The organism is Nocardioides sp. (genome assembly GCF_036401255.1).
Lineage (GTDB): Bacteria > Actinomycetota > Actinomycetes > Propionibacteriales > Nocardioidaceae > Nocardioides.
Map to the genome: position 1 here is coordinate 1 of NZ_DASWVI010000178.1, position 2,781 is coordinate 2,781.

3 protein-coding genes are annotated in these 2,781 nt (G+C 73.9%); 1 reads left to right on the top strand and 2 read right to left on the bottom strand.

The genetic code is table 11. The features are described 5' to 3' along the window. Window positions 1-65: 65 nt before the first annotated feature. Window positions 66-836, bottom strand: coding sequence for a trans-aconitate 2-methyltransferase (locus VGD85_RS08330; RefSeq protein WP_331062989.1), 771 nt, complete (start codon window positions 834-836; stop codon window positions 66-68). Between the two features lie 66 nt (window positions 837-902). On the opposite strand from VGD85_RS08330, the gene VGD85_RS08335 reads away from it, so the two are divergent. Beyond that, on the top strand, window positions 903-1,391 hold the full coding sequence (locus tag VGD85_RS08335; RefSeq protein ID WP_331062990.1) for a MarR family winged helix-turn-helix transcriptional regulator: 489 nt from the start codon (window positions 903-905) through the stop codon (window positions 1,389-1,391). Between the two features lie 53 nt (window positions 1,392-1,444). On the opposite strand, the gene VGD85_RS08340 is transcribed toward VGD85_RS08335, so the two are convergent. Then, window positions 1,445-2,781: ABC-F family ATP-binding cassette domain-containing protein (locus VGD85_RS08340; RefSeq protein ID WP_331062991.1), on the bottom strand; the 1,337-nt coding region annotated here is incomplete at its 5' end.

Consider the following 2,781-nt stretch of genomic DNA (forward strand, 5'->3'; position numbering starts at 1 on the left):
GCGGTAGAAGCGTCGCGCCTCGGCCTCGCCACCGACCGGGCACGCGACCTGGACGTGGTGGAGCCTCACGACGGCACCCGCGCCACCACGAACACCCGGCGGAACGGCAGCACGACGCCGTGGTCCTGCGCCGGGTAGGCCTCGGCGAGCCGGCGGCGGAACTCCGCCTCGAAGCCCGGCCGCAGGTCGTCGGGCAGCGCCTGGAGGGTCGGGCGGGCGCCGGTGCCGGACACCCAGGTGAAGACCGGGTCCTCGCCGGTGAGGACGTGGAGGTACGTCGCCTCCCAGGCGTCGACCGCACAGCCGAGTCGCGCGAGGGCGTCGAGATAGACCGCCGGGTCGTGACTGCTCGGGACGGCGACGTCGCGGACGTGCTCGGCGTACGCCGGCTCCGCGGCGAGCTCGGCGCGGATCGTGTGGCTCGGTTCGGAGAAGTTGCCCGGCACCTGGAACGCGAACCAGCCGCCGGGCGCCACCGCGGCGACCAGGCGTGGCAGCAGCTCGAGGTGGTCCGGCACCCACTGGAGGACCGCGTTCGAGACGAGCACGTCGACGGGCGCGACCGGTGCCCAGTCGCGCAGGTCGGCGACGTCGAACGTCAGCCCGGGCACCGCGTCCCGGGCCGCCTCGACCATCTCCGGACTGGAGTCCAGGCCGGCCACCTCCGCGGCCGGCCAGCGCTCGGCCAGCAGGGCGGTGAGGTTGCCCGGTCCGCAGCCGAGGTCGACCACGGTGCGCGGGTCCTCGGCCCGCACCCGGGCCAGCAGGTCGACGAACGGACGCCCGCGCTCGTCGCCGTAGGCGAGGTAGCGGGCCGGGTCCCAGGTGTGCGCCATGCGCCCACCGTGCGCCCGTAGTTATCTCGATGTCAAGATTCTCGACGGATCCGCTAGGCTCGTCCCATGCGGGACGAGGTCGACGCACTGGTCGAGGCCTGGGCGCGGGAGCGCCCCGACCTCGACCTCGGCCCGGTCGAGGTCTTCAGCCGGATCAGCCGGCTCTCCCGCCAGCTCGACCTGGCCCGCCGCGACGCGTTCACCGCGGCCCGCGTGGAGCCCTGGGAGTTCGACGTGCTGGCCGCGCTGCGCCGCGCGGGCTCGCCGTACGAGCTCTCGCCCGGCCGGCTGCTGCGCGAGACGCTGGTGACCAGCGGCACGATGACCAACCGCGTCGACCGGCTGACCGCCCGCGGGCTGGTCGAGCGGTTGCCGGACCCGCACGACCGCCGCGGGGTGCTGGTCCGGCTGACCCCGGAGGGCCGCGCCGCGGTCGACGAGGCGTTCGAGGCGCTGCTGGCCGCCGAGCACACGTTCCTGACCGCGCTGCCCGAGCGCGACCGCACCCGCCTGGCCGGGCTGCTCCGCGCCCTGTCCGCGCCCTTCGCCGGCTGACCGCGAGTCGGCGCCAGTTTCCCCCTCAGCCCCGCCGAGTCGGCGCCAGTTTCCTACTCCAGCAGCTCCGCGGCCTCGAGCCACTCGAGCTCGAGCTCGTCCTTCTCCCCCGCGAGCACGTCGAGGCGCGCGCTCAGCTCGGCGAGCCGTTCGTAGTCGTGAGCGTGCTCGAGGATCTCGGCGTTGAGCTCGGCCTCCTGCTCGGCGATCCGCTCGAGCCGCTTGTCGATGCGCGCGATCGTCTTGCGGGCCGCGCGCTCCTCGGCGCTCCCGGCCTTGGCCTTCGCGGGGAACTGGCGCCCACTCGAGCTCTCAGGAGTGGAAACTGGCGCCGACTCGGCGAGCTCGAGGTGCAGCGCCGCGGCCCTGCGCTCGAGGTACTCGTCCACCCCGCGGGGCAGCATCGAGATCTGCCCGTCGCCGAGCAGCGCCCACACGGAGTCGGTGACGCGCTCGAGGAAGTAGCGGTCGTGGGAGACCACGACGAGCGTGCCGGGCCAGCCGTCGAGGAAGTCCTCGAGCACGTTGAGCGTCTCGATGTCGAGGTCGTTGGTGGGCTCGTCGAGCAGCAGCACGTTGGGCTCGGTGAGCAGCAGCCGCAGCAGCTGGAACCGCCGTCGCTCGCCCCCGGAGAGGTCGCCGATGCGGGCGGTGAGCCGGTCGCCGGTGAACCCGAAACGCTCGAGCATCGAGGTCGCGGTGATCTCGCCGTCGGCCGTCTTGGTGATCCGCCGGATCGACTCCACGGTGGGCAGCACCCGGCCGTCGGGCTCGAGGTCGTCGAGCTGCTGGGTCAGGTGCTGCAGCGCGACCGTGCGGCCGAGCCGCACCCGGCCGGCCGACGGCGTGAGCTCGCCGGAGAGCAGCGAGAGCACCGAGGTCTTGCCGGCGCCGTTGACGCCGACGATCCCGACCCGGTCGCCCGGGCCGAGCCGCCACGTCGCGTGCGAGAGCAGCTGTCGGTCGCCGCGCACGAGGTCGACGTCCTCGACGTCGATGACGTCCTTGCCGAGCCGCTGGGTCGCGAACCGCTGCAGCTCGAGGCGGTCGCGCGGCGGCGGCACGTCCTCGATCAGCTGGTTGGCGGCATCGATGCGGAACTTCGGCTTCGAGGTCCGCGCCGGCGGGCCGCGGCGCAGCCAGGCGAGCTCCTTGCGCACCAGGTTCTGCCGGCGGACCTCCGCGGCCGCGGCCTGGCGCTGCCTCTCGGCCTTGGCCAGCACGAACGCGGCGTACCCGCCCTCGTAGACGTCGACGACGCCGTCGTGCACCTCCCAGGTCCACTGGCAGACCTCGTCGAGGAACCAGCGGTCGTGGGTGACCACCAACAGCGCGGAGGTACGCCGGGCGAGGTGCTGGGCCAGCCAGGCGACGGCCTCGACGTCGAGGT